General features: G+C 62.3%; 22 protein-coding genes and 3 tRNA genes. 24 read left to right on the top strand and 1 reads right to left on the bottom strand.

Annotated features, from left to right (window positions below):
* Positions 1-167: 167 nt before the first annotated feature.
* On the top strand, positions 168-1,850 hold the full coding sequence (locus tag ACU5AZ_RS03190) for a methyl-accepting chemotaxis protein (RefSeq protein ID WP_446824594.1): 1,683 nt from the start codon (positions 168-170) through the stop codon (positions 1,848-1,850).
* 208 nt (positions 1,851-2,058) lie between these two features.
* Complete coding sequence (locus ACU5AZ_RS03185) at positions 2,059-2,406, top strand: VanZ family protein (RefSeq protein ID WP_446824593.1); 348 nt, start codon at positions 2,059-2,061, stop codon at positions 2,404-2,406.
* 69 nt (positions 2,407-2,475) lie between these two features.
* Here the strand turns inward: ACU5AZ_RS03185 and ACU5AZ_RS03180 are convergent.
* Positions 2,476-2,551: transfer RNA gene (locus tag ACU5AZ_RS03180), tRNA-Val, on the bottom strand.
* A gap of 291 nt (positions 2,552-2,842) precedes the next feature.
* Here ACU5AZ_RS03180 and ACU5AZ_RS03175 point away from each other — a divergent pair.
* The 22 genes from ACU5AZ_RS03175 to ACU5AZ_RS03070 all read left to right on the top strand — a co-directional run bounded on the left by ACU5AZ_RS03175 (position 2,843) and on the right by ACU5AZ_RS03070 (position 23,097).
* Positions 2,843-2,919, top strand: a tRNA-Asp gene (locus tag ACU5AZ_RS03175).
* A 24-nt stretch (positions 2,920-2,943) separates the two neighbouring features.
* Positions 2,944-3,020 (top strand) — tRNA-Asp (locus ACU5AZ_RS03170).
* Positions 3,021-3,134: 114 nt separating this feature from the next.
* Complete coding sequence (locus ACU5AZ_RS03165; protein WP_446824592.1) at positions 3,135-3,728, top strand: AAA family ATPase; 594 nt, start codon at positions 3,135-3,137, stop codon at positions 3,726-3,728.
* Positions 3,729-4,009: 281 nt separating this feature from the next.
* Positions 4,010-4,375: an NADH-quinone oxidoreductase subunit A gene (locus ACU5AZ_RS03160; RefSeq protein WP_261930474.1), complete on the top strand. Its 366-nt coding sequence runs from the start codon at positions 4,010-4,012 to the stop codon at positions 4,373-4,375.
* Positions 4,366-4,950, top strand: coding sequence for a NuoB/complex I 20 kDa subunit family protein (locus ACU5AZ_RS03155; protein WP_446824591.1), 585 nt, complete (start codon positions 4,366-4,368; stop codon positions 4,948-4,950). The genes ACU5AZ_RS03160 and ACU5AZ_RS03155 overlap by 10 nt, the downstream gene beginning before the upstream one ends.
* Before the next feature lie 18 nt (positions 4,951-4,968).
* Positions 4,969-5,571: an NADH-quinone oxidoreductase subunit C gene (locus ACU5AZ_RS03150; protein WP_446824590.1), complete on the top strand. Its 603-nt coding sequence runs from the start codon at positions 4,969-4,971 to the stop codon at positions 5,569-5,571.
* A gap of 18 nt (positions 5,572-5,589) precedes the next feature.
* The gene (locus ACU5AZ_RS03145; protein ID WP_446824589.1) at positions 5,590-6,780 is read left to right on the top strand and encodes an NADH-quinone oxidoreductase subunit D; all 1,191 of its coding nucleotides are present in this window, start codon (positions 5,590-5,592) and stop codon (positions 6,778-6,780) included.
* A gap of 54 nt (positions 6,781-6,834) precedes the next feature.
* The gene (gene nuoE, locus ACU5AZ_RS03140) at positions 6,835-7,872 is read left to right on the top strand and encodes an NADH-quinone oxidoreductase subunit NuoE (protein WP_446824588.1); all 1,038 of its coding nucleotides are present in this window, start codon (positions 6,835-6,837) and stop codon (positions 7,870-7,872) included.
* Between the two features lie 10 nt (positions 7,873-7,882).
* Positions 7,883-9,187: an NADH-quinone oxidoreductase subunit NuoF gene (nuoF, locus tag ACU5AZ_RS03135; protein ID WP_446824587.1), complete on the top strand. Its 1,305-nt coding sequence runs from the start codon at positions 7,883-7,885 to the stop codon at positions 9,185-9,187.
* A gap of 10 nt (positions 9,188-9,197) precedes the next feature.
* A complete protein-coding gene (locus ACU5AZ_RS03130; RefSeq protein ID WP_446824586.1) occupies positions 9,198-9,932 on the top strand; it encodes a helix-hairpin-helix domain-containing protein in 735 nt (244 codons plus the stop codon).
* Positions 9,932-10,420, top strand: a complete 489-nt coding sequence (locus ACU5AZ_RS03125) for a DUF3291 domain-containing protein (RefSeq protein WP_446824585.1) — start codon at positions 9,932-9,934, stop codon at positions 10,418-10,420. The genes ACU5AZ_RS03130 and ACU5AZ_RS03125 overlap by 1 nt, the downstream gene beginning before the upstream one ends.
* Positions 10,420-10,881, top strand: coding sequence for a DUF3291 domain-containing protein (locus ACU5AZ_RS03120; protein ID WP_446824584.1), 462 nt, complete (start codon positions 10,420-10,422; stop codon positions 10,879-10,881). The genes ACU5AZ_RS03125 and ACU5AZ_RS03120 overlap by 1 nt, the downstream gene beginning before the upstream one ends.
* Before the next feature lie 34 nt (positions 10,882-10,915).
* Positions 10,916-12,997 carry an NADH-quinone oxidoreductase subunit NuoG gene (gene nuoG, locus ACU5AZ_RS03115; protein WP_446824583.1) on the top strand — a complete coding sequence of 694 codons (2,082 nt, stop codon included), beginning with the start codon at positions 10,916-10,918 and terminating at the stop codon, positions 12,995-12,997.
* A gap of 12 nt (positions 12,998-13,009) precedes the next feature.
* A complete protein-coding gene (gene nuoH / locus ACU5AZ_RS03110) occupies positions 13,010-14,053 on the top strand; it encodes an NADH-quinone oxidoreductase subunit NuoH (RefSeq protein ID WP_261930464.1) in 1,044 nt (347 codons plus the stop codon).
* A gap of 40 nt (positions 14,054-14,093) precedes the next feature.
* Entirely contained in the window at positions 14,094-14,585 is a 492-nt protein-coding gene (nuoI, locus tag ACU5AZ_RS03105; RefSeq protein WP_261930463.1) for an NADH-quinone oxidoreductase subunit NuoI, read from the top strand.
* A gap of 135 nt (positions 14,586-14,720) precedes the next feature.
* Complete coding sequence (locus ACU5AZ_RS03100; RefSeq protein WP_446824582.1) at positions 14,721-15,335, top strand: NADH-quinone oxidoreductase subunit J; 615 nt, start codon at positions 14,721-14,723, stop codon at positions 15,333-15,335.
* Positions 15,336-15,367: 32 nt separating this feature from the next.
* Positions 15,368-15,676: an NADH-quinone oxidoreductase subunit NuoK gene (gene nuoK / locus ACU5AZ_RS03095; RefSeq protein WP_261930461.1), complete on the top strand. Its 309-nt coding sequence runs from the start codon at positions 15,368-15,370 to the stop codon at positions 15,674-15,676.
* A gap of 7 nt (positions 15,677-15,683) precedes the next feature.
* Complete coding sequence (gene nuoL, locus ACU5AZ_RS03090) at positions 15,684-17,675, top strand: NADH-quinone oxidoreductase subunit L (protein WP_446824581.1); 1,992 nt, start codon at positions 15,684-15,686, stop codon at positions 17,673-17,675.
* Entirely contained in the window at positions 17,675-19,186 is a 1,512-nt protein-coding gene (locus ACU5AZ_RS03085; protein WP_446824580.1) for an NADH-quinone oxidoreductase subunit M, read from the top strand. Before nuoL ends, ACU5AZ_RS03085 begins: the two co-directional genes overlap by 1 nt.
* A 17-nt stretch (positions 19,187-19,203) precedes the next feature.
* Entirely contained in the window at positions 19,204-20,646 is a 1,443-nt protein-coding gene (gene nuoN / locus ACU5AZ_RS03080) for an NADH-quinone oxidoreductase subunit NuoN (RefSeq protein ID WP_446824579.1), read from the top strand.
* 1 nt (position 20,647) lies between these two features.
* On the top strand, positions 20,648-21,412 hold the full coding sequence (locus tag ACU5AZ_RS03075) for a biotin--[acetyl-CoA-carboxylase] ligase (RefSeq protein WP_446824578.1): 765 nt from the start codon (positions 20,648-20,650) through the stop codon (positions 21,410-21,412).
* 17 nt (positions 21,413-21,429) lie between these two features.
* Positions 21,430-23,097 carry a ribonuclease J gene (locus tag ACU5AZ_RS03070; protein WP_446824577.1) on the top strand — a complete coding sequence of 556 codons (1,668 nt, stop codon included), beginning with the start codon at positions 21,430-21,432 and terminating at the stop codon, positions 23,095-23,097.
* Positions 23,098-23,106: the final 9 nt, after the last annotated feature.

The raw sequence follows: 23,106 nt of genomic DNA, 5'->3' as shown, positions 1-23,106 counted from the left end.
CGATATTGACGAATGTCAGTTTGAATTGGGTGTTTATTGATATACCAGCCGAAATTTACTGTCGCTATTTTTGTAAATCATGCAAATTAGGATGTTCTTTAATACCGAATTTTAACAATTGAAAGCGAACCATGGCTGCAATCTCGGGTGGGAATGCAGGGGTGCCCATGTTTGTGAATGCAGCAGCGCAGGATATGGAAGCGGTTGGAAAATCGCACGCCGTCATCGTCTTCAAGCCGGACGGCACGATCCTGGAGGCGAACGAAAATTTCTGCCACGTCATGGGGTATCGGCCTGAAGAGATCGTCGGCAGGCATCATTCGATTTTTGTCGGCGAAGACTATGCCGCGAGCCCGGACTATCGTGCGTTCTGGGATGGCCTGAGGAAGGGCGAGTTCGACCGCCGGCAGTACAAGCGCATCGCCAAGGGCGGACGGGAAGTCTGGATCGAGGCGTCCTACAATCCGGTCGTCAGGAACGGCAAGGTTCTACGCGTGCTCAAGATCGCTACCGACATCACCGCCTTCAAGCTGAAGGCCCTGGACGACGCCGCCAAGCTCGAAGCCGCGTCGAAATCGCAGGCCATCATCGAATTTTCGCCCGACGGCACGATCATCGCCGCCAATGCCAATTTCTGCTCGACGCTCGGCTACACGGCGGACGAGATCATCGGTCGCCATCATCGCATCTTCTGCGAGCCGTCCTATGTCAATTCCGCCGCCTATGCGGAGTTCTGGCCGCACCTTGCGCGCGGCGAGCACTTCAACGGTGAGTTCGTCCGCTTCGCCAAGGATGGCCGCGCCGTGTGGATTCAGGCCGTCTACAATCCGGTCTTCGACGATCGGGGCAGGGTGGTCAAGGTCATCAAGTTCGCCGTCGACGTCAGCGAGCGGATGACCTGCCTGGACAAGCTCGGCCGCGCCATCGAGGCGGTGGCCGATGGCAACCTCGCCGTCTCGCTCGACGAGCGTTTCACGCCGAGCATGGAAAAGACGCGCGCGGACTTCAATCATGCGGTCGGCGTGCTGCGCTCCTTCATGGAACAGGTTCTGCAGAACGCCCGCGGCATCTCGGCAAGCGCCGGGCAATTGCAGGAGGCCTCCGACGATCTTGCCCGCCGGACCGAACAGCAAGCGGCTTCCGTCGAGGAAACGGCGGCGGCCCTGACGGAGATCACCGAAACGGTTGCGAGCACCAGCGAGCGGGCGACCCAGGCCGGCAGTTCGCTGACGTTGACGCGCAAGACTGCGGAGGAATCCGGCCGCGTCATGCGCGATGCCATGGGCGCCATGGCCGAGATCGAGCGGTCGTCCGGAGAGATCTCCAAGATCCTGAGCGTGATCGACGGCATTGCCTTCCAGACCAACCTTCTGGCGCTGAACGCCGGCGTCGAGGCGGCGCGGGCAGGTGAGGCGGGCAAGGGATTTGCCGTCGTCGCCCAGGAGGTGCGCGAGCTGGCGCAGCGCTCCGCGACCGCCGCCAAGGAAATCAACGCGCTGATCGGCGAATCGGCCGCGCATGTCTCCCAGGGGGTCTCCCTGGTCAAGGCGACCGACACGTCGCTGTCGGGAATCATCGGGCAGCTCGCCAGCATCGACATGAATGTCGCGGCGATTGTCGAAGCGTCGCGCGAACAGTCGAGCGGCATTCGCGAGATCAACACGGCGATCAACGTGATCGATCACGGGACGCAGCAGAATGCCGCCATAGCCGAGGAATCGACGGCGGCCAACCATTCGCTGGCCGGCGAGCTCGAAACGCTGATGCAGCAGCTTGCCCGCTTCCGCACGACGGCCGCGCCGCCCGCCCGCGCCGCCCGCCCGGCGCTTGCGCTCGCCGCCTCCCGCTAGGGTCGGCAAAACGCAGGAATCGCCCGCGGTGCCGGCATGCGGAGGTTCGTGACGATTCGCGGAGAGCTGTGATTGCCGATCTTCCGGACAGGGATCGCCCGTCGCCTGCCGTCCGTGCCTCGCGGCATGCCACCGCGAGCAGATCCCTGTTTGCAGCCCGCAGAAGCCTCTTGCATGTTTTGCAATGCGCTCTAGGTTCATCTCCACCATGGATAGAGTTTTTTTCAGAGTGGCCGCCTGGGCATTGCTGGCGGCCATTGTTTTGGTCACCGTTTCCCCGATCGGCCTCAGACCCCACACCATCACGACGGTCAACCTCGACCGGGCGGCGGCCTATGCGGTGATGACCTTCGTCTTCACCTTCGCCTATCCCAGGCAGTGGAAATGGGTGCTATTGTTCTGCGCCGCCGCGGCCCTTGGCCTCGAGCTCGCCCAGGAACTCTCGCCCACCCGCCACGCCCGCCTGCACGACGCCGTCATCAAGGTCGCCGGCACCCTCTGCGGCAGCGCCGCCTACTGGGTTCTGACACAAATCCGCGCGCGGCGGCTGGGGTGAGCTGCCGAGAAACCGCAAGCAAGATGAGGTACTGTCGAGCGCTCAAAAGATATGTCTTTGGAAAAGGAATGGTGGGCGATGAGAGACTCGAACTCCCGACATCCTCGGTGTAAACGAGGCGCTCTACCAACTGAGCTAATCGCCCGTGCGCGTTGTGCGGATCAGCCGTCCGCCGCGTCGGTGGCCGTGATCTATGCGCATCGGAAAAATTCCGCAAGAGGGTCCAATCGATTTTTTTGCTTTTTTCAACGCTTCCGGCGTCTGCAGGGCAGGGAAGATGGCAGGGCGCGGGCAATGCCATTATAAAAAGAATGCGTTCTCTGTTTTTGTCTTCCAAACCTGCTTGACACCCCCATTCGAACCGCTTAGTTAGCCGCACACCAAACGGCAACGCCGCTTGGCGGGGGCGGCAACGTTCCCGAAGATTTCGAAAAGTGCGGGTGTAGCTCAGTTGGTTAGAGTGCCGGCCTGTCACGCCGGAGGTCGCGGGTTCGAGCCCCGTCACTCGCGCCACTTTCGACAGTCTTCAAACAATGCGCGGGTGTAGCTCAGTCGGTTAGAGTGCCGGCCTGTCACGCCGGAGGTCGCGGGTTCGAGCCCCGTCACTCGCGCCATTTTTTCTTTAAAGGGCCAAGCCCGTTTCCCCTCACTCATCCGAGTCGCTACGCTTCATCTCACGCCGAAGCGCCGTTTTCCGTCCCGTTCCTTGTCCGTGGTGGAGAAAGACCGTGAACGAATCCGATTATGACCCTGAATTGATTCGGCAATGCGCCGATCGCTTTTTCGTGCTGACCGGCTGTTCGGGCGGCGGCAAATCGACGCTTCTTTCGGCGCTGGCGGCAAGAGGGTTCGTCACCTATCCCGAGCCCGGACGACAGATCGTCCGCGAGCAGCAGGCAATCGGTGGCGACGCACTGCCCGGCGAAAACCCGCTCCGCTTCGTCGAACTGGTGTTGTCGCGGGCGATCGCCCAGAGGGTGGCGGCGGCGCGGGAAGGGCGGATCGCATTCTTCGATCGCGGGCCTGTCGATGCGCTGGCCTACCTTGAGATGAAGGGGCTCCCGGTGCCGCCCTGGCTCGAAAACGCGGTCCGGTTGCTCAAGCACAATGCCCTGGCCTTCGTGGTCCCGCCGTGGCCGGAGATATTCCGGAAGGATGCCGAGCGCCGTCACGATGTCTCGGCGGCGATGGCGGAATACGAGGCGTTGCTGCCCGCCTATCGCCGCTTCGGCTATCGGCTTGAGGTGCTTGAGCGGACGTCGGTCGAAAGTCGGGCGGAAAGGGTGGCGGCCGCGGTCAACGCGTTGTTCCCGCACGGCTGATGTGAGTCGGCCCAGTTCATGACGGATATCAATCAGATCGTTTTAAACGCTTGTGACCAAATCTGTTGCAATCGTGATGCTGCGTTGCGAAGTTTTGTCGCGACTCGGAGATCAAGCCTTGATAAAGTCGTCCGCGTAGTGGTTCAAAGGCCGCTAACGGCTTGCGCGGCAGCGCAGGCTGCGCTAACCACGGCTCGTTGCAACACAGACAATTACGGCCTGTCGAATTTGGACGTTCGCGCCGCCCGGCGCAGATCCACGGACAGGCAGGGACGGACTGAATGACTGACCTTCTCGGTTCCTATATTCCGATCGCAATCTTTATCGGCATTTCTCTGGTGATCGGCCTTGCTCTGCTGATCGCGCCGTTTGCCGTCGCCTTCAAGGCGCCCGATCCGGAAAAGCTGTCGCCCTTCGAATGCGGCTTCAATGCCTTCGACGACGCGCGCATGAAATTCGACATCCGCTTCTACCTGGTGTCGATTCTCTTCATCATTTTCGACCTTGAAGTCGCCTTCCTCTTCCCGTGGGCCGTTTCGTTCGGCGATATCGGCTGGTTTGGCTTCTGGTCCATGATGGTCTTCCTTGGCGTATTGACCATCGGCTTCATCTACGAATGGAAAAAGGGAGCTCTGGAATGGGAGTGACCGCGGAAAAGACGACGCTCGTCGCGCCGCAGCCCAAGGGCATCATCGATCCGGCAACCGGCAAGCCGGTCGGCGCCGATGACGCATATTTCGGCGAGATCAACGACGAGCTGGCCGACAAGGGCTTTCTGGTCACCTCGACCCGCGACCTGATCACCTGGGCGCGCACGGGCTCGCTGATGTGGATGCAGTTCGGTCTGGCCTGCTGCGCCGTCGAAGGCCTGATGCAGGTGTCCGGCCCGCGCTACGACATGGAACGCTTCGGCGTCGCGCCGCGCGCCTCGCCGCGCCAGTCGGACGTCATGATCGTCGCCGGCACGCTGACCAACAAGATGGCGCCCGCACTGCGCAAGGTCTACGACCAGATGCCCGAGCCGCGCTACGTCATCTCGATGGGCTCCTGCGCCAATGGCGGCGGCTACTATCATTATTCCTATTCGGTGGTGCGCGGCTGCGACCGTGTCGTCCCCGTCGACGTCTACGTACCGGGCTGTCCCCCCACGGCAGAAGCCCTGCTGTACGGGGTTCTTCTGCTGCAGAAGAAGATTCGCCGCACCGGCACGATCGAACGCTAAGGGTGAAGGGCAGAGCGAATGACTGAAGTCTTCAACGAGCTTGCGTCTCATATCAAGGACGCGCAGAGCTCTCACCTCGTCGGCGTCGAAGTCAAGCATGGCGAACTGACGGTGACGACCACCACCGCCGGCATCATCCCGCTTCTGACGTTCCTGCGCGACGACGTGCAGTGCGGTTTCGTCAACATCGTCGATATCTGCGGTGTCGATTATCCGCAGCGCGCCGAACGTTTCGACGTGGTCTACCACCTCCTGTCGCCGCGCCAGAACGTGCGCATCCGCGTCAAGCTCGCGGTCGCCGAAGACGTGGCCGTGCCGTCGGCAACCGCGGTCTATCCGGGTGCCGACTGGTTCGAGCGCGAGGCCTGGGACATGTACGGCATTCCCTTCTCGGGCCATTCCGACATGCGCCGCATCCTGACGGATTATGGCTTCGAAGGCCATCCGCTGCGCAAGGACTTCCCGGTCACCGGCTTCGTCGAAGTGCGCTACGACGACGAGTTGAAGCGCGTTCTCTACGAACCCGTCGAACTCAAGCAGGAATTCCGCAGTTTCGATTTTCTGTCGCCTTGGGAAGGAACGGATTACGTTCTGCCCGGCGACGAAAAGGCCGCGAAGTAAGGACGGAAGGCTAGCTCCATGACAGAACACAACGTCCGCAACTTCACCATCAACTTCGGTCCCGAACACCCGTCCGCGCACGGCGTTCTGCGCCTCGTGCTCGAACTCGACGGCGAAATCGTCGAGCGCGTCGATCCGCATATCGGCCTCCTGCACCGCGGCACCGAGAAGCTGATCGAGACCAAGACCTACCTGCAGGCCGTGCCCTATTTCGACCGCCTCGACTACGTGGCGCCGATGAACCAGGAACACGCCTTCGCGCTCGCCGTCGAAAAGCTCTTGAAGCTCGAGATCCCGATGCGCGGCCAGCTGATCCGCGTTCTCTTCTCCGAGATCGGCCGTATCCTGTCGCACATCATGAACGTCACGACGCAGGCCATGGACGTCGGCGCGATGACGCCGCCGGTCTGGGGCTTCGAAGAGCGTGAAAAGCTCATGGTGTTCTACGAGCGTGCCTGCGGTGCGCGCATGCACGCCGCCTATTTCCGCCCCGGCGGCGTCCACCAGGATATCCCGCAGAAGCTGGTGGAAGATATCGGCAAGTGGTGCGATCCCTTCATCAAGGTGCTCGACGATATCGAAGGCCTTCTGACCGACAACCGCATCTACAAGCAGCGCAACGTCGACATCGGCGTCGTGAAGCTCGAGGATGCCTGGGCGATGGGCTTCTCCGGCGTCATGGTGCGTGGTTCGGGCGCTGCCTGGGACCTGCGCAAGGCGCAGCCCTACGAGTGCTATTCCGATCTCGACTTCGACATTCCGATCGGCAAGAACGGCGACTGCTACGACCGCTATCTGGTGCGCATGCACGAGATGCGCCAGTCGATCCGCATCATGAAGCAGTGCGTAGACCTGCTGCTCGGCAAGCACGCCGTCGGCCCGGTGTCGTCGCTCGACGGCAAGGTCGTTCCGCCGAAGCGGGGCGAAATGAAGCGGTCGATGGAAGCACTGATCCATCACTTCAAGCTCTACACCGAAGGCTACCACGTGCCGGAAGGCGAGGTTTACGCCGCCGTCGAAGCCCCGAAGGGCGAGTTCGGCGTCTATCTGGTGTCGGACGGCAGCAACAAGCCGTACCGCTGCAAGATTCGCGCTCCGGGCTTTGTGCACCTGTCGGCCATGGACACGATGAGCCGCGGCCACCAGCTCGCCGACGTGACCGCGATCCTCGGTTCGCTTGATATCGTATTCGGAGAAGTGGATCGCTGATTTGTAGCGGTCCTGAACCCGTATTTTGGAATTTGAGATAAGGCGCGAAGAAGAATGTCCGTTCGTCGATTAGCCGAAGATAACGTCCAGCCAGCCGCATTCGCCTTTACGGCGGAGAATGCCGCCTGGGCCGAGGCGACCATCAAGAAGTATCCGGAAGGCCGTCAGCAGTCTGCCGTCATTCCGCTTTTGATGCGGGCGCAGGAACAGGATGGCTGGGTCACCAAGGCAGCGATCGAAGGCGTCGCCGACATGCTCGGCATGGCCTACATCCGCGTCCTCGAAGTGGCGACCTTCTACACCCAGTTCCAGCTGAAGCCGGTCGGCACCAAGGCGCATATCCAAGTCTGCGGCACGACGCCCTGCATGCTGCGCGGCGCCGAGGACCTGATCAAGGTCTGCAAGAAGAAGATCCACGCCGAACCCTTCCACACCAATGCCGACGGCACGCTGTCCTGGGAAGAGGTGGAATGTCAGGGCGCGTGCGTCAACGCGCCGATGGTCATGATCTTCAAGGACAGCTACGAGGACCTGACGGCCACGCAGCTCGAGCACATCATCGACCGTTTCGAAGCCGGCCGCGCCGACGAGATCCGTCCCGGCCCGCAGATCGACCGTGTCTATTCCGCGCCCGTCGGCGGCCTGACGTCGCTGACCGGCGACACCACGCCGTCGAAGAAGGCCGACGCCGCCAAGGCCGAGACCGCCTCGAAGGAAACGGAAGCCGAAAAGCCGGAACAGAAGGGCAAGCCCGACGGTGCCACGCCGAAGCCGGTCGAAGGCGAGGTCGCCGCTTCGCAGCCGGCGCTCGACGACGCCAACCGTCCGTCCGCCATCGACAAGCCGGAAAAGCCCGATGACCTGAAGCTGATCTCCGGCGTCGGTCCGGTGCTCGAAGGCAAGCTGAATGGCCTTGGCATCTACACCTATGCGCAGGTTGCCGCATGGAAGAAGAACGAGATCGACTGGGTCGATGGCTATCTGAGCTTCAAGGGCCGGATCGAGCGCGACGAGTGGATCAAGCAGGCCGATGCGCTGGCGCGCGGCGGCGAGGAAGAATATGTCCGCGTGTTCGGCAAGAAGCCGCGGTAAGGGGTGAGACATGCTTAAAGATCAAGATCGCATCTTCACCAATATCTACGGCCTCAAGGACAAGTCGCTGAAGGGCGCCATGGCCCGCGGCCATTGGGACGGCACCAAGCAGCTGCTCGAAAAGGGCAGGGACTGGATCATCAACGAGGTGAAGGCCTCCGGTCTTCGCGGCCGCGGCGGCGCAGGCTTCCCGACCGGTCTCAAGTGGTCCTTCATGCCGAAGGAATCGGACGGTCGTCCGCATTACCTTGTCGTCAACGCCGACGAGTCCGAACCCGGTACCTGCAAGGACCGCGACATCATGCGCCACGATCCGCACACGCTGATCGAGGGCTGCGTCGTCGCCTCCTTCGCCATGGGTGCGCATGTGGCCTACATCTATGTCCGCGGCGAATTCATGCGCGAGCGTGAAGCCCTGCAGTCGGCCATCGACGAGTGCTATGACGCCGGCCTCCTCGGCAAGAACAACAAGCTCGGCTACGACATCGACATCTTTGTCCACCACGGCGCCGGCGCCTATATCTGCGGCGAGGAAACCGCGCTGCTCGAAAGCCTGGAAGGCAAGAAGGGCCAGCCGCGCCTGAAGCCGCCGTTCCCGGCCAACATGGGTCTCTACGGCTGCCCGACGACCGTCAACAACGTCGAATCGATCGCCGTCACCCCGACCATCCTGCGCCGTGGCGCCGGCTGGTATTCGAGCTTTGGCCGCCCGAACAATGCCGGCACCAAGCTGTTTTCGATCTCCGGCCACGTCAATCGCCCGTGCACGGTCGAAGACGCCATGTCGATCACCTTCGAGGAACTGATCGAGAAGCACTGCGGCGGCATTCGCGGCGGCTGGGACAATCTGCTGGCCGTCATTCCCGGCGGTTCTTCGGTTCCCTGCGTTCCCGGCGCCCAGATGAAGGACGCCATCATGGACTATGACGGGCTGAAGGAGCTCGGTTCGGGTCTCGGAACGGCAGCCGTCATCGTCATGGACAAGTCGACCGACATCATCAAGGCCATCTGGCGCCTCTCGGCTTTCTACAAGCACGAGAGCTGCGGCCAGTGCACGCCGTGCCGCGAAGGCACGGGCTGGATGATGCGCGTCATGGAGCGCATGGTGAAGGGCAATGCCCAGAAGCGCGAAATCGACATGCTGTTCCAGGTGACCAAGCAGGTCGAAGGCCACACCATCTGTGCGCTCGGCGATGCGGCCGCATGGCCGATCCAGGGCCTGATCAAGCATTTCCGTCCGGAAATCGAGAAGCGCATCGACCAGTACACCTACAACGCCATGGCAAACGGCGTTCCGTTGGAAGCTGCGGAGTAAGGGCAGGGACATGACAGGCAAGGCGCCAGGCAAAGGCAAGAAGACGCCCGCGGAAGTTTCCGCGGACGATCTCGGCCGCGCTGCCGCCAAGCTTCTGCGCGATGCGCCAGCCCCGCCGCTCTTTCCTCTGCTCGCCCATCCGACGGCGGCCATGGCGGCTGCCACCGCCATCGGGTTCGGCCTGACGACGCAGATGGCGAGCGCCTTCCTCGGCGCGATGCAGGGCGCGTTCGATACCGCCGACCGCCTGTCTAAGGCCGCCGAAGCCGACGCCGCTAAGGCCGTGCCCGAGACCACGGCAGCGCCTGCCGAACCGGCTCCGGCCGCCGAACCGCCGAAGGCGGAGCCTGCCGTCGTCGCCAAGGCGGCGAAGCCGGCTGCCAAGAAGGCCAAGCCTGCGACGAAGGCCGCAAAGCCTGTTGCCGCGAAGGCACCGGCAAAGAAGGCGGCAAGCGCCAAGGCACCGGCTGCGAAGACCGCGAAAGCGCCGTCGAAGCCTGCGACGGAGCCGAAGGCTAAGCCGCGCGCCGCATCCGGCAAGGCGGACGACCTGAAGCAGATTTCCGGCATCGGCCCGAAGCTTGAGGAAGTCCTGAACTCCATGGGCTATCGCAGCTTTGCCGATATCGCCAAGCTGGACGCAAAAGCCATCGCCAAGCTCGAAGCCGATACGGGCCTCACAGGTCGCATCGGCCGGGACGACTGGGTCGGACAGGCGAAAGCATTGTTGGGAAAGGAGGGGTAATGCAATTGGCACAGGTCAAGATCGCCGAACTTCTCCATCCCCCGGGGGATCCCAGGGTTGCCGCCTTTGTCGACAACGTCGCGCTCATCAACGATCTTGCCGAGCGCGCTGACGGTTTCGTCTGGCGGCTGCAGGAGAAGGGCGAGGTCGAGACGATCTTCGACAATCCGATGATGACGGCGACGCTCAGCATCTGGCGGAGCCCCGAGCATCTGGAACGCTTTGTCTGGAAGACGGTGCACAAGAAATTCTACGGCCGCCGGGCCGAATGGTTCTCGCATCTGAAGAGCCATTACCTGGCCATGTGGTTCGTGGAGGACGGCGAGCGGCCGACGCTTGAGGAAGGCAAGGCTCGTCTCGATCACCTCGACCAACATGGTTCGACGGACTACGCCTTCGACTGGCCCTATCTCAAGTCGTCGGAGCTGTGGAAGTCCTACCGGCTGGAAAGCCAGCTCGAGCGCATGCCGGCGGAGGGCAACGCCTGATGCATCTCGCCGAACTCAACATCGCCCGTCTGAAATACCCGGCCGACGATCCGCGCGTCGCCCCCTTCATGAACGCGCTCGATCTCGTCAACGGGATTGCCGAGCGTTCCGAAGGCTTCGTCTGGCGGCTGAAGGACGAGAGCGGCAACGCCACCGACGTGAAGGCGTTCGACGACGAGCGCATCATCGTCAACATGAGTGTCTGGCGCGATGTCGCCAGCTTCGAGAATTTCGTATGGAAGACCGTCCACAAGCAGTTCTATGCGCGCCGGGACGAATGGTTTTCCATCATGGATAAGCAGCACTTCGCCATGTGGTGGGTCGAGGACGGACATGCCCCGACGCTGACCGAAGCGAAGGAGCGGCTGGATTATTTGAACGAACACGGCAACAGCGACCATGCGTTTTCATGGTCGCATTTGCCGGAGGTGAAACTCTGGCAAAGCGCCCGTTGTGCTTGAGACACAAAGGCGTGCGTGAAGCAGGAAGGCAGATATGGCAAAGCTGAAGGTCGACGGTAAGGAAATCGAGGTTCCGGATCATTTCACGCTGCTGCAGGCGTGTGAGGAAGCCGGCGCCGAGGTACCGCGCTTTTGTTTCCACGAGCGGTTGTCGGTCGCCGGCAACTGCCGCATGTGCTTGATCGAGGTGAAGGGTGGCCCGCCGAAGCCGGCAGCCTCCTGCGCCATGGGCGTGCGCGACATCCGCGGCGGCCCGAACGGCGAGCTTCCCGAGGTCTACACCAACACGCCGATGGTCAAGAAGGCCCGTGAAGGCGTGATGGAATTCCTGCTGATCAACCATCCGCTCGATTGTCCGATCTGCGACCAGGGCGGCGAATGCGACCTGCAGGACCAGGCCATGGCCTTCGGGATCGATTCGTCGCGCTACACCGAGAACAAGCGCGCGGTCGAAGACAAGTATATCGGCCCGCTGGTCAAGACGGTCATGAACCGCTGCATCCACTGCACGCGCTGCGTCCGCTTCACCACCGAAGTCGGCGGCATTTCCGAGCTCGGCCTCATCGGCCGCGGCGAGGATGCGGAAATCACCACCTATCTCGAGCAGGCGATGACGTCGGAACTGCAGGGCAATGTCGTTGACCTCTGCCCTGTCGGCGCGCTGACCTCCAAGCCCTTCGCCTTCACCGCCCGTCCGTGGGAACTCGGCAAGACCGAAACGATCGACGTCATGGACGCGCTCGGCTCGGCCATCCGCGTCGACACCCGCGGCCGCGAAGTGATGCGCGTCATGCCGCGCGTCAACGAGCAGGTCAACGAGGAGTGGATCTCCGACAAGACCCGCTTCATCTGGGACGGACTGAAGACCCAGCGTCTCGACAAGCCTTACGTCCGCAAGGACGGCCGCCTGCAGCCCGCAAGCTGGGCGGAAGCGTTTGCCGCCATCAAGGGCGCGGTTTCGGCCACCAGCGGCGACAAGATCGGCGCGATCGCCGGCGATCTCGCCTCGGTCGAGGAAATGTACGCCCTGTCGGAACTCGTGAAGTCGCTTGGCTCGGAAAACCTCGATTGCCGTCAGGACGGCACGCAGCTCCATCCGGCATTCGGGCGTTCGAGCTATCTCTTCAATGCCACAATCGAAGGCATCGAACAGGCTGACGCATTGCTGATCGTCGGCGCCAACCCGCGCTATGAGGCGGCCGTGCTGAACGCCCGCATCCGCAAGCGCTGGCGTCGCGGCAACTTCCCGATCGGCGTGATCGGTGAAGCCGGCGAACTGCGCTACGGCTACGACTATCTCGGCGCCGGTCCGGACACGCTGAAGGAAATCGCTGATGGCGCGCATCCGTTCGCGGAAGTCCTGAACAAGGCCGAGCGTCCGCTGATCATCGTCGGCCAGGGCGCGCTGTCGCGCACCGACGGTGCGGGCGTTCTCGCCACCGCCGCCAAGATCGCCGCCGCCTGCAACGCTGTCGTTGACGGCTGGAACGGCTTCTCGGTCCTGCACACCGCCGCCTCTCGAGTCGGTGGTCTCGACCTCGGCTTCGTGCCGGGCGCCAACGGCCAGGATGCGGCCGCGATGCTGGAAGGCATGGACGTTCTCTTCCTGCTCGGCGCCGACGAACTCGACTTCACCAAGAAGGCTGCGAAGTTCACGGTCTACATCGGTTCGCACGGCGACAACGGTGCGATGAGCGCCGACGTCATCCTGCCGGGCGCCGCCTACACCGAGAAGTCGGGCACCTGGGTCAACACCGAAGGTCGCGTCCAGATGGGCAACCGCGCCGGCTTCGCACCGGGCGATGCCCGCGAAGACTGGGCAATCATCCGCGCGCTGTCCGACGTTCTCGGCAAGAAGCTGCCGTTCGACTCACTGGCAGCGCTTCGGGCAAATCTCTACGCGGCCCACCCGCATTTTGCGGCGATCGACGAGATCGCCGTCGGTGGCAGCGGAGAAATTGCCGCACTTGCGAAAAAATCGGGCAAGATGAACAAATCCGGGTTTGCAAGCACCGTCAAAGACTTCTATTTGACGAACCCGATCGCCCGGGCATCCGCCGTCATGGCCGAATGCTCGGCATTGGCCCGCAACAATTTCAAAGTCGCGGCAGAGTAAGGGCAGGGGACTATGGATTCTTTCGTTTCAACCTATGTGTGGCCTGCGGCCATCATGATTGGCCAGTCTCTGCTGCTGCTCGTCTGCCTGCTGGTCTTCATCGCCTACATCCTGCTGGCCGACCGCAAGATCTGGGCTGCCGTTCAGCTGCGCCGCGGTCCGAACGTCGTCGGTCCCTGGGGTCTGTTCCAGTCCTTCGCCGACCTTCTGAAGTTCGTCTTCAAGGAGCCGATCATCCCGGCCGGCGCCAACAAGGGCGTCTTCCTGCTGGCACCGCTCGTCTCCGTGACGCTGGCGCTCGCCACCTGGGCCGTCGTGCCGCTCGCCGATGGCTGGGTCGTCGCCAACATCAATGTCGGCATCCTCTACGTCTTCGCGATCTCGTCGCTGGAAGTCTACGGCATCATCATGGGCGGCTGGGCTTCGAACTCGAAGTACCCGTTCCTCGGTGCGCTCCGCTCGGCGGCGCAGATGGTCTCCTATGAAGTGTCGATCGGCTTCGTCATCGTCACCGTGCTCCTGACGGCCGGTTCGCTGAACCTGACCGACATCGTCAACTCGCAGCAGCACGGCATCGGCACGATGATCGGCCTGCCGAACACGCTGCTCGACTGGAACTGGCTCGCCCTGTTCCCGATGTTCATCATCTTCTTCATTTCGGCGCTGGCCGAGACCAACCGTCCGCCCTTCGACCTTCCGGAAGCGGAATCGGAGCTGGTCGCCGGCTTCATGGTCGAATACGGCTCCGCTCCGTACATGATGTTCATGCTCGGCGAATATGCCGCCATCGTCCTGATGTGCGCGCTGACCACGATCCTGTTCCTCGGCGGCTGGCTGCCTCCGGTCGACGTCTGGTTCCTCAACTGGGTCCCGGGCATCATCTGGTTCGTGATCAAGGCCACGATGGTGTTCTTCATGTTCGCCATGGTGAAGGCATTCGTTCCGCGCTACCGCTACGACCAGTTGATGCGTCTCGGCTGGAAGGTCTTCCTGCCGATCTCGCTCGCCATGGTCGTCATTGTCGCATTCGTCCTGAAACTCGGCGGCTGGGCATGATCATGCCGGCTGTTGGTTTCAAGAAAACTGGAGAATAAGGATGGCAAGCATTTCCCAGGCCGTCAGTTCCGTGTTCCTCAAGGAGTTCGTCGCCGCCTTCGGTCTGGCGCTGCGCTACTTCTTCAAGCCGAAGGCGACGGTCAACTATCCGTTCGAGAAGGGTCCGGTCTCGCCGCGTTTCCGTGGCGAGCACGCGCTGCGCCGCTACCCGAACGGCGAAGAACGCTGCATCGCCTGCAAGCTGTGCGAGGCGATCTGTCCTGCCCAGGCCATCACGATCGAAGCCGGGCCGCGCCGCAACGACGGCACGCGCCGCACGGTCCGTTATGACATTGACATGGTGAAGTGCATCTATTGCGGCTTCTGCCAGGAGGCCTGCCCGGTCGATGCGATCGTCGAAGGTCCGAATTTCGAATTCGCCACGGAAACCCGCGAAGAGCTCTACTTCGACAAGGCGCGGCTTCTCGACAACGGCGACCGCTGGGAACGGGAAATCGCGCGCAACCTCGCGCTCGACGCTCCGTACCGCTGAGGTTCGACAAGTGAATGAAACGCTGCGGCTCCTTCTGCCGCAGTCAACATAAACGGAGCACCGGCCTCTCAGAGGGGAGGGCTCCAGATCGGGCAGGGACCTCCCCGGCCCGGGGGAAGACAAAAAGGCACCATCATGGGTCTGCAGGCTCTTTTTTTCTATCTCTTCGCCTTCGTCGCAGTCGCGTCGGCGTTCATGGTCATCTCGGCGCGGAACCCGGTTCACTCGGTTCTGTTCCTGATCCTGACCTTCGTTAATGCGGCGGGGCTGTTCCTGCTCACCGGCGCCGAATTCCTGGCGATGATCCTGCTGGTCGTCTATGTCGGCGCTGTGGCGGTTCTCTTCCTTTTCGTCGTGATGATGCTCGATATCGATTTTGCCGAGCTGCGCTCCGGCATCATGGAATACGCGCCGGTCGGCGCCCTTGTCGGCCTGATCCTGGCAGCAGAGCTGATCATCGTGGTCGGTGGCTCGATGATCTCGCCGACGATCGCCCAGGCGCCCGCGGTTCCGATCCCGGCGCTGAGCGAGCGGACCAACACCGCCGCCCTCGGCGACATCCTCTACACCAATTACGTTTTCTTCTTTGAAATCGCTGGCCTTGTGCTTCTCGTTGCGATGATCGGCGCCATCGTTCTGACGCTGCGTCACCGCCAGCATATCAAGCGCCAGAACATCTCGGCCCAGGTCGCCCGCACGCCCGAGACCGCCGTCCAGGTGGTCAAGGTCAAGCCGGGGCAGGGTATCTGAGCTGAGAAGCGCGAGGCACAAGGAATATTCATATGGAAATCGGACTTTCCCACTATCTGACGGTCAGCGCCATCCTCTTCACGCTTGGCGTCTTCGGCATCTTCCTCAATCGGAAGAACGTCATCGTCATCCTGATGTCGGTCGAGCTCATCCTGCTCGCCGTCAACATCAACATGGTCGCCTTCTCGCACTTCCTGAACGACATGGTCGGCCAGGTCTTCGCCCTGTTCATCCTGACGGTGGCGGCGGCGGAAGCGGCGATCGGACTTGCAATTCTGGTTGTCTTCTACCGAAACCGCGGCTCGATCGCCGTGGAAGACGTCAACATGATGAAGGGCTGATAAGGCTATGATGTATAAGGCTATCGTCTTTCTTCCGCTGATCGGCTTCCTGATCGCTGGCCTTGGCGGCCGCTCGATCGGCGCAAAGGCGTCCGAATATGTGACCACCGGCCTGATGGTCCTCGTCGCCATCCTCTCCTGGATCGCCTTCTTCACCGTGGCGCTCGGCCACGTCGACGAGCCGATCAAGGTCGAGGTCTTCCGCTGGATCCAGTCTGGCGCGATCGATGTCACCTGGGCCTTCCGGGTCGATACGCTGACGGCCGTCATGTTCGTCGTCGTCAACACCGTCTCCTGCCTGGTGCACCTCTACTCGATCGGCTACATGCACCACGATCCGCATCGTCCGCGCTTCTTCGCGTACCTGTCGCTGTTCACCTTCGCGATGCTGATGCTGATCACCTCCGACAACCTGCTGCAGATGTTCTTCGGCTGGGAAGGCGTGGGTCTGGCCTCGTATCTGCTGATCGGTTTCTGGTTCAAGAAGCCCTCGGCAAGTGCCGCCGCCATGAAGGCCTTCATCGTCAACCGCGTCGGCGACTTCGGCTTCATCCTCGGCATTTCCGGCGTCTTCGTGCTCTTTGGCTCGATCAACTTCGACACGATCTTCGCAGGCGCCGCCGGCTTCACGCCGGAAGAGGCCGCCAAGTCGACGGACGTCGTCCTCAACCTGTTCGGCATGCACCTCGACAAGGCGCACGCGCTGACCGGCGTCTGCCTGCTGCTCTTCATGGGCGCGATGGGCAAGTCGGCGCAGTTCCTGCTGCACACCTGGCTGCCGGACGCCATGGAAGGCCCGACCCCGGTTTCGGCTCTCATTCACGCCGCCACCATGGTCACCGCCGGCGTCTTCCTCGTCGCCCGCATGTCGCCGTTGTTCGAACTGTCGCCCGATGCGCTGACCGTCGTCACCATCATCGGCTCCATCACCGCCTTCTTCGCGGCGACCGTCGGCCTCGTGCAGAACGACATCAAACGCGTCATCGCCTACTCGACCTGTTCGCAGCTCGGCTACATGTTCGCAGCCCTCGGCGTCGGTGCATACGGCGCGGCCATCTTCCACCTGTTCACGCACGCCTTCTTCAAGGCGCTCCTGTTCCTTGGTGCCGGCTCGGTCATCCACGCCGTTTCCGACGAGCAGGATATGCGCAACATGGGTGGCCTGAGGAAGCACATTCCTTGGACATTCACGGCGATGACGATCGGCACGGTCGCTCTGACCGGTCTCGGCATCCCCGGCACCATCATCGGCACCGCCGGCTTCTTCTCCAAGGACGCCATCATCGAGACGACCTACGTCTCGAGCAATCCGGCCGCCGGCTTTGCCTTCGGCATGCTGGTCATCGCGGCCCTCTTCACCAGCTTCTATTCCTGGCGTCTGGTGTTCATGACCTTCTTCGGCAAGCCGCGCGCTTCCGCGGACGTCATGCACCATGTTCATGAATCGCCGATGGTGATGCTGCTGCCGCTGGCTATCCTGTCGCTTGGCGCTCTCTTTGCCGGCCTTATCTTCCACGGTGCCTTCTACGGCGAAGGCTACGCCGAATTCTGGAAGGGCGCGCTCTTCACGCTGCCGGAAAACGAGATCCTCGAACTGCACGAGCATGTGCCGGTCTGGGTGCACCTCGCACCGTTCACCGCCATGGCCGTCGGCTTCCTGGTCGCCTGGTGGATGTACATCAAGTCGCCTGAGCTGCCGGGCAAGCTCGCAGCCCAGCACCACGTCCTCTACCGGTTCCTCCTGAACAAGTGGTACTTCGACGAGCTCTACGACATCCTGTTCGTACGCTCCGCCAAGGCCCTTGGCCGGTTCCTCTGGAAGAAGGGTGATGTCGCCGTGATCGACCACTATGGTCCGAATGGTGTCGCCGCCCGCGTGGTCGACGTTACCAACCGCGTCGTGCGCCTGCAGACCGGTTACCTCTATCACTATGCGTTCGCGATGCTGATCGGTGTCGCCGCCCTCGTTACCTGGATGATGCTCGGGAGTTCCTTCTGATGACCGATTGGCCCATTCTCTCAACGGTCACCTTCCTGCCGCTCGTCGGCGTGGCGCTGCTGCTGCTGACCAACGAGAACAGCACCTATGGCCGCCGCAACATCCTCAATGTTGCGCTGCTGACCACCGTCTTCACCTTCGCGCTCTCGCTCTTCATCTGGGGCGGGTTCGACAATGCCAATCCCGGCTTCCAGATGGTCGAGAAACACGACTGGCTGAACACCGGCATTGCCTATCACGTCGGCGTGGACGGCATCTCGATGCTGTTCGTCATCCTCACCACCTTCCTCATGCCGTTCTGCGTGCTGGCAAGCTGGGTCGCGGTCGAGAAGCGCATCAAGTCCTATATGATCGCGTTCCTGATCCTCGAAACGCTGATGATCGGGGTCTTCACCTCACTTGATATCGTGCTGTTCTACGTCTTCTTCGAAGGCGGCCTCATCCCGATGTTCATCATCATCGGCGTCTGGGGCGGCAAGGACCGCGTCTATGCGAGCTACAAGTTCTTCCTCTACACGCTGCTCGGCTCCGTGCTGATGCTGCTCGCCATCATGGCGATGTACTGGCAGGCCGGCACGACCGACATCCCCGAACTGCTCGCCTACAACTTCCCGGCCGGCATGCAGAAATGGCTGTGGCTGGCGTTCTTCGCCTCGTTTGCAGTCAAGATGCCGATGTGGCCGGTCCATACCTGGCTTCCCGACGCGCACGTTCAGGCGCCGACGGCCGGTTCGGTCATCCTAGCGGGCATCCTCCTGAAGCTCGGCGGCTACGGCATGCTGCGCTTCATGCTGCCGATGTTCCCGCTGGCCTCCGACGCCTTCGCGCCCTTCGTCTTCGCGCTGTCCGTCATCGCCATCATCTACACCTCTCTGGTGGCGATGATGCAGGATGACATGAAGAAGCTGATCGCCTATTCGTCGGTTGCGCACATGGGCTACGTGACGATGGGTATCTTCGCGGCGAACGTGCAGGGCGTGCAGGGGTCGATCTTCCAGATGATCTCGCACGGCTTCGTCTCCGGCGCGCTCTTCCTCTGCGTCGGCGTCATCTATGACCGCATGCACACCCGCGAGATCTCGGCCTATGGCGGCCTCGTCAACAACATGCCGAAATACGCGGTTGCCTTCATGATCTTCACGATGGCCAACGTCGGTCTGCCCGGCACCTCCGGCTTCATCGGCGAATTCCTGACGCTGATCGGCGTGTTCCAGGCGAACTCGATGGTGGCGCTGTTTGCCGCCACCGGCGTGATCCTCTCGGCAGCCTACGCACTCTGGCTCTATCGCCGGGTCATCTTCGGTGCACTGGAGAAGGAGAGCCTGAAGGCGCTTCTCGATCTCTCGCCGCGCGAACAGATGATCCTCTATCCGCTGATCGCGGTCACCATCTTCTTCGGCGTCTATCCGGCTCCGATCTTCGATGCGACGGCGGCTTCGGTCGATCTGCTGGTAAATCACTATTCCGCAGCCCTGCAGGCGGCGCATAATCTTGCGCTTGCGGTGAACTGACGACAGGACCCTTGGAAATGACCGCTGAAACACTAATCGCGAGCCTGCAAATCACCACGCCGGAACTGATCCTGGCGGTGGGGGCTCTGGTTCTCCTGATGATCGGCGTTTTCTCGGGCGAGCGCTCGGGTCCGACCGTTACGGGACTGGCGGTGGCGCTGCTCATCGCCGCCGGCCTGTGGATCGTCCTCGTGCCCGCCGACGGCCAGGCCTTCGGCGGCGCCTACATCGCCGATCCGTTCTCTCGCTTCATGAAGGTGCTGGCGTTGATCGGCGCGGTCATCGCCATGATCATGTCCGTCGGCCATGCCCGCTCGGAACATCTCGACCGCTTCGAGTTTCCGGTGCTCCTGGTGCTGGCGACGCTCGGCATGCTGCTCCTGATCTCGGCCAACAACCTGATCTCCTTCTACCTGTCGCTGGAACTGCAGTCGCTGGCGCTCTACGTCGTCGCCGCCATCAACCGCGACAGCCTGCGCTCGACGGAAGCCGGCCTCAAGTACTTCGTCCTCGGTGCCCTGTCTTCGGGCATGCTGCTCTACGGCATGTCGCTGGTCTACGGCTTCACCGGCCACACCGGCTTCGACGGCATTGCCCAGGCGCTGACGGCCGAAACCCGTTCGCTCGGTCTCGTCTTCGGTCTGGTCTTCATCCTCGCCGGCATGTCCTTCAAGATCTCGGCCGTGCCGTTCCACATGTGGACGCCGGACGTCTATGAAGGCGCGCCGACCCCGGTCACCGCCTTCTTTGCCGCCGCCCCGAAGATCGCCGCCATGGCCATCTTCATCCGCATCGCCGTCACCGCCTTCGATCCGATCGTCAAGGACTGGCAGCAGGTCGTGGTGTTCATCTCGATCGCCTCCATGGTGCTCGGCGCCTTTGCCGCAATCGGCCAGAAGAACATCAAGCGACTGATGGCCTATTCGTCGATCGGCCACATGGGCTATGCGCTGGTCGGTCTCGCCGCCGGCTCCAAGACCGGCGTCACCGGCGTCATCCTCTACATGACCATCTACATGGTCATGACGCTCGGCACCTTTGCCTGCATCATGGCGATGCGTCGCAAGGAAGAGGGCAATGTCGAAAACATCGATGATCTTGCCGGCCTGTCTTCGACCAACCCCTTCATGGCCGTCGTGCTGACCGCGCTGATGTTCTCGCTTGCCGGCATTCCGCCGCTCGCCGGCTTCTTCGGTAAGTACTTCGTCTTCGTCGCTGCCATCGAAGCCAAGCTCTATGCGCTGGCCGTCATCGGCGTGCTCGCATCCGTCGTCGGTGCCTACTACTACCTGCGCATCGTCAAGCTGATGTGGTTCGACCAGCCGAAGGGTGAGTTCACCCGCGTCGCCGGCGAACTGCGCCTGGTCTTCGGCCTGGCCGGTCTCTTCGTCGCCGCCTACGTGCTGATCGGCGGACCGCTCGGTGCCGCTGCCGAAGCTGCTGCAGCGTCGTTCTTCTGATATGACGGATAGAAATGCGTGGCGGATGTCGATCGACGACTTCCGCCACGAATCGTTTTCGGAACTGGATTCCACCAATACGGCCTGCATGGAGCGGGGCAGGGCCGGCGATCCGGGCAACCTCTGGATCACCGCCGGCCGGCAGCTTGGCGGCAAGGCCCGCCGCGGCCGCTCCTGGGTGTCCGAACGCGGCAATCTCTATGCTTCCCTGCTTCTCGTCGATCCGGCCCCGGTCGCCAGGCTGGCCTCCCTGCCGCTCGCCGTTTCGCTTGCCGTCCATGACGCCGTGCGCAAGGTCATGCCGCCGGGGAGCGAGCCCGTCGAGATCAAGTGGCCGAACGACATCCTGATCGGGCGCAAGAAGACCTGCGGCATCCTGCTTGAGGGCGGCGCCTTGCCCGAGGGGCACCACGCCGTGGTCATTGGCATTGGCATCAACATCGTCGCGAAGCCGGACAACGTTCCTTATGACGCAACGTGCCTCGCCGAGCATGGCGCTGCCGTTTCGCCGGACGAATTGTTCGCCCATCTGTTCGCAACCATGGTGGATGCGCTCAATCTGTGGGATAAGGGCCGTGGTGTCCGTGCCGTCGTTGAACGCTGGCGCGAGAATGCCTGCGGGATCGGGGAGAAGATCCGGGTCAATCTGCCGGATCGCTCGTTGACTGGCCGGTTCCTCGACATTGACGACAACGGTCTGCTCCTGCTGCAGACGGACGACGGCGCGGGAATACCGATTGCCGCCGGCGATGTTTTTTTTGAATGATTGGAAAAATTTAGAGAATGGCAAAGAAAGACGAACTGGTGTTTCTGCCGCTGGGCGGTGTTGGCGAGATCGGCATGAACCTCGCCCTCTACGGCTTTGGCCCTCCGGACCATCGCGAATGGATCATGGTGGATTGCGGCGTCACCTTTCCCGGGCCGGATCTGCCCGGCGTCGATCTCGTGCTGCCCGACATCCGCTTCATCGCGGAACAGCGCAAGAACCTGAAGGCGATCTTCATCACCCACGCGCATGAGGACCATTACGGTGGGCTTAACGAGCTGTGGCCGGGCCTCAACGTGCCGGTCTACGCGTCCGGCTTCACCGCCGGCATGCTGGAAGCCAAGCGCGATTACGAAGGCGACCGTCGGGAAATCCCGATCACCCACTTCAAGGCCGGCGACCGCGTCAATGTCGGTTCCTTCAGCGTCGAGGGCGTGTCGGTCAACCACTCCATACCGGAGCCGATGTCGCTCGTTATCCGTACGCCGCTCGGCAATCTGGTCCATACCGGCGACTGGAAGATCGATCACAAGCCGTCGCTCGGTCCGTTGACCGACGAGGCACGCTTCCGCGCCATCGGCGACGAAGGCGTGCTGGCGATGATGTGCGACAGCACCAACTCCATGCGCGACGGCATTTCGCCGTCCGAGGAGGAGGTCTCCGAAGGGCTGCGCAAGGTCATAGAAAGTGCCGAGGGCCGTGTGGCGATTACCACCTTCTCCTCGAATGTGGGCCGCATCCGCTCGATCGCGCAGGCCGCCGAGGCCGCCGGCCGCGAAGTGCTGCTGCTCGGCAGCTCGCTGAAGCGCGTCGTCAATGTCGCGACCGATATCGGCCTGATGGAGGGCATCAAGCCGTTCATCGCCGAAGACGAGTTCGGCTACATCCCGCGCGACAAGGTCGTGGTCATCCTGACCGGCAGCCAGGGCGAGCCGCGCGCCGCACTCGCCAAGATTTCCCGCGACGAAATGCGTCACGTTGCGTTTGCCGCTGGCGACACCGTGGTCTTTTCTTCTCGCGCCATTCCCGGCAACGAGAAGGAAATCAACAATATCAAGAACGGCCTGATCGAGCAGGGGCTGCACATCGTGACCGACGCCGAGGCGTTGGTGCATGTCTCCGGCCATCCGCGCCGCAACGAACTCAAGCAGATGTACGAGTGGGTCCGTCCGCAGATCCTCGTTCCCGTCCATGGCGAAGCGGCGCATCTCACGGCGCAGGCCGAGCTGGCAGCACAGTCCGGCATCGCCCAGGTGCCGAAGGTGAGGAACGGCGACATGCTGCGCCTCGCTCCCGGTCCCGCCGAAGTCATCGACCAGGTCGCCCATGGGCGCCTGTTCAAGGACGGCAAGCTGCTCGGCGACATCGACGAAATGGGCATTTCCGAGCGCAAGAAGCTCTCCTATGTCGGCCATGTCGCAGTCAGCATCCTGATCGACAGCCGCTACGAGATCATCGGCGATCCGGATATCGTGCCGCATGGCCTGCCGGAATATGATGACGAAGGCGAGGACATGGACGACACGCTGTTCGACGCAGTGGTCGGCGCCGTCGAGAGCATTCCGCGCGCCAAGCGCAAGGATATGGAAATGGTGCGTGAAGCCGTGCGCCGTGCCGTGCGCTCGACCATGAACCAGAGTTGGGGCAAGAAGCCGGTCGTGACCGTGTTCTTGAACAAGGTCTAGGCAACGGCA

Source organism: Rhizobium sp. PAMB 3182 (genome assembly GCF_052908355.1).
The sequence above is the reverse complement of the archived record's forward strand: the minus strand, read 5'-3'. Positions and strand labels throughout refer to the sequence as shown.